General features: G+C 66.8%; 3 protein-coding genes. 2 read left to right on the top strand and 1 reads right to left on the bottom strand.

Annotation, left to right across the window (positions count from 1 at the left end; all coding sequences use genetic code 11):
- On the bottom strand, positions 1 to 1,285 hold a 1,285-nt coding region (locus tag UK23_RS23325), incomplete at its 3' end, for a KamA family radical SAM protein (RefSeq protein WP_045313741.1).
- Positions 1,286 to 1,415: 130 nt separating this feature from the next.
- Here UK23_RS23325 and UK23_RS23320 point away from each other — a divergent pair.
- The gene (locus UK23_RS23320; protein ID WP_045313740.1) at positions 1,416 to 1,874 is read left to right on the top strand and encodes an FxsA family protein; all 459 of its coding nucleotides are present in this window, start codon (positions 1,416 to 1,418) and stop codon (positions 1,872 to 1,874) included.
- A complete protein-coding gene (locus tag UK23_RS23315) occupies positions 1,871 to 2,431 on the top strand; it encodes a GNAT family N-acetyltransferase (RefSeq protein WP_045313739.1) in 561 nt (186 codons plus the stop codon). The genes UK23_RS23320 and UK23_RS23315 overlap by 4 nt, the downstream gene beginning before the upstream one ends.
- Positions 2,432 to 2,528 lie beyond the last annotated feature (97 nt).

The raw sequence follows: 2,528 nt of genomic DNA, 5'->3' as shown, positions 1-2,528 counted from the left end.
GCTCGATCCCGGTCCGGTAGTTCTTGGTCCAGTAGGAAATGCCCAGCTCACGGTCGTATTCGGCGAGCTGGTGCACCCACCGCTTGCCCACGTACGGCACGTCGCACACGATGCGAGGAGTCGCATACCCAGGCAGGTAGCCCATGATCGCGTGCTGAAGTTCTTGCGCCTCCCACACGGACACCCTCCAGTGCTCCGCGTTGGGGATCATGTCGCACATGTAGAAGTAGTACGGCAGGATGTTCGCTTCCCCTTGCAGCGCAAAGCAGAGGTCGAGCAGGTCGTCCGGCGTCGCGTTGACGCCCTTCATCAGAACGCCCTGGTTGCGCACGTCCCGGACGCCGACCTCGAGCGCCGTGCGGGCGGCCTCGGCCACGAGAGGTGTCACGGACTGGGCGTGGTTCACGTGGGTGTGGATGGCGAGGTTCACGCCGCGGCGGGAGGCGGTGCGGGCCACGCGCTCCAGGCCCTCGACGACGCGCGGCTGGATCCAGTGCTGGGGGAGACCGGCCAGGGCCTTGGTAGCCAGGCGGATGTCGCGGACCGTCTCGATGTCCAGCAGGCGCATCAGGAACGACTCGAGCTGCGGCCAGGGGACGTTGGCCACGTCGCCGCCGGAGACGACGACGTCGCGGACGCCAGGGGTCTTCTTCAGGTACTCGATCATCTGGTCCTGGCGGTCCACCGGCTTCAGCGACAGCTTGTGCTTGTCGATCAGCGGGGTCGAGTTGCCGACCAGGTCCATGCGGGTGCAGTGGCCGCAGTACTGCGGGCAGGTCGAGACCATCTCGGCCAGGACCTTCGTGGGGTAGCGGTGGGTCAGACCCTCGACGACCCACATCTCGGCCTCGTGCAGCGAGTCGCGCTGGGAGTGCGGGTGGGACGGCCAGCGGGGGTCGCGGTCGGAGCGGACCGGGAGCATATAGCGGCGGACCGGGTCGGCCAGGAAGGCGTCGGTGAAGTCGGCCGGTGCTGCGTCCACCGCCATGGTGTTGAGCATCTGGGGCGGGATCAGCATCGACATGGTCGCGAAGTTCTCCTGGTCCGCGGCCAGGTCGTCGTAGAACTTCTCGTTCAGCAGGTCGCCGGTGACCTTGCGGAGCTGTTTGACGTTCTTCACGCAGTTCACGCGCTGCCACTGGGCGTCACGCCACTGCGCCTCGGTCACGTGGGACCAGCCCGGGAAGCGCCGCCAGTCGGGTTCGACCAGCTCGCGGCGCTCGTAGGTGTACGGCTGGCGGTCCAGCCGCTCCAGCGCCGTGGGGGCGTCGTGCAGCGCAGTCATCCGTACTCCTCAGCGTCGAGGTCGCGTAAAGATATCCTGTCATATCGCTAGCGCGCCGTAAATATTTCAGCTCAAGCGCTGGTGGAGGGCGGGCCGGGAGCAAACTCGGGCGGTCGTGCGTTGACCAGGCATGCCTGTTTTCGCGCTGGTGCTGCTCGGGGTGTTCGCCGAGATCGCGGTCATGATCGCCGTTGGCAACGCCATCGGCGGGCTGTGGATGATCGCGCTCCTCCTGGTCGGCACCCTGGTCGGCCTGCAGCTCGTGCGCAGGCAGGGTGCGCAGACGATGGCCGCGTTCAGCGAGGCCGTGTGGAAGCGTCAGCAGCCGCATCAGGAGATGGCCGACGGCGTGCTCATCGCGGCGGCCGGGGCGTTGATCATGGTGCCGGGGTTCATCAGCGACGTGGCGGCGTTGTTCCTGCTGTTCCCGCCCACGCGCAAGATCGTCAGCCGGCGGATCGCGCGCAAGGCCGAGGCGGCGGCGCTCAAGTTCGAGCACGAGCGGCGGTTCGGGGCCGGTCAGGTCGTCGAGGGTGAAGTTGTCGACGTCGAACCGGTGATCATCACGGATCGGCGCGAGCTGACGTGATCCGCGCGTACCGGCCCGCTGACCTGGACGCGCTCTACGACATCTGCCTCGACACCGGCAACGGTGGCAAGGGCGCGCGCCATCTGTTCGATGACCCGCGTCTGCTCGGTCACGCCTACGTCGGGCCGTATGTGGCGTTCGAGCCTGATCTCGCGTTCGTCGTCGAGGACGACGAAGGCGTGTGCGGCTACGCGATCGCGGCGTCCGACAGCGAGGCGTTCGAAGATCGCTGTGACCGGGACTGGTGGCCTGACCTGCGGGTGAGATATCCGCTCAGGCCAGACGCGAACCGCGTCGTGCAGCACATCCACCACCCGGCGAAGGTCGATCCGACGCTGGTCAAGGACTATCCGGCGCACATGCACGCGAACCTCCTGCCGCGCGCGAAGGGCAAGGGGTTCGGCGGGAAGCTCGTGCGGACCGTGCTCGAACGTCTGGAGAAGGGCGTTCACGTGCACGTGCGGCACCACAACACACACGGCATCGGATTCTGGGAACACCTCGGCTTCCGCGTGATCGACTCGGCTGACAAGCTCGTCCTGGGGTTGCGCCTCTGACCCCGTTGAGGGGGGAGCGGATGGACGCTGATCGGCATTTTCGGGCCACGCGACAAGAACAGGCCGAGAACCAGCGCGAAGATGTGTATAAGAGACA

It is taken from the genome of Lentzea aerocolonigenes, from assembly GCF_000955955.1.
GTDB lineage: Bacteria > Actinomycetota > Actinomycetes > Mycobacteriales > Pseudonocardiaceae > Lentzea > Lentzea aerocolonigenes_A.
This window is presented reverse-complemented; position numbering and strand designations above follow the sequence as displayed.

Bases quoted from the DNA above. Each gene is read 5' to 3' on its own strand.
- UK23_RS23320 (WP_045313740.1), top strand. From the start codon at position 1,416: ATGCCTGTTTTCGCGCTGGTGCTGCTCGGGGTGTTCGCCGAGATCGCG.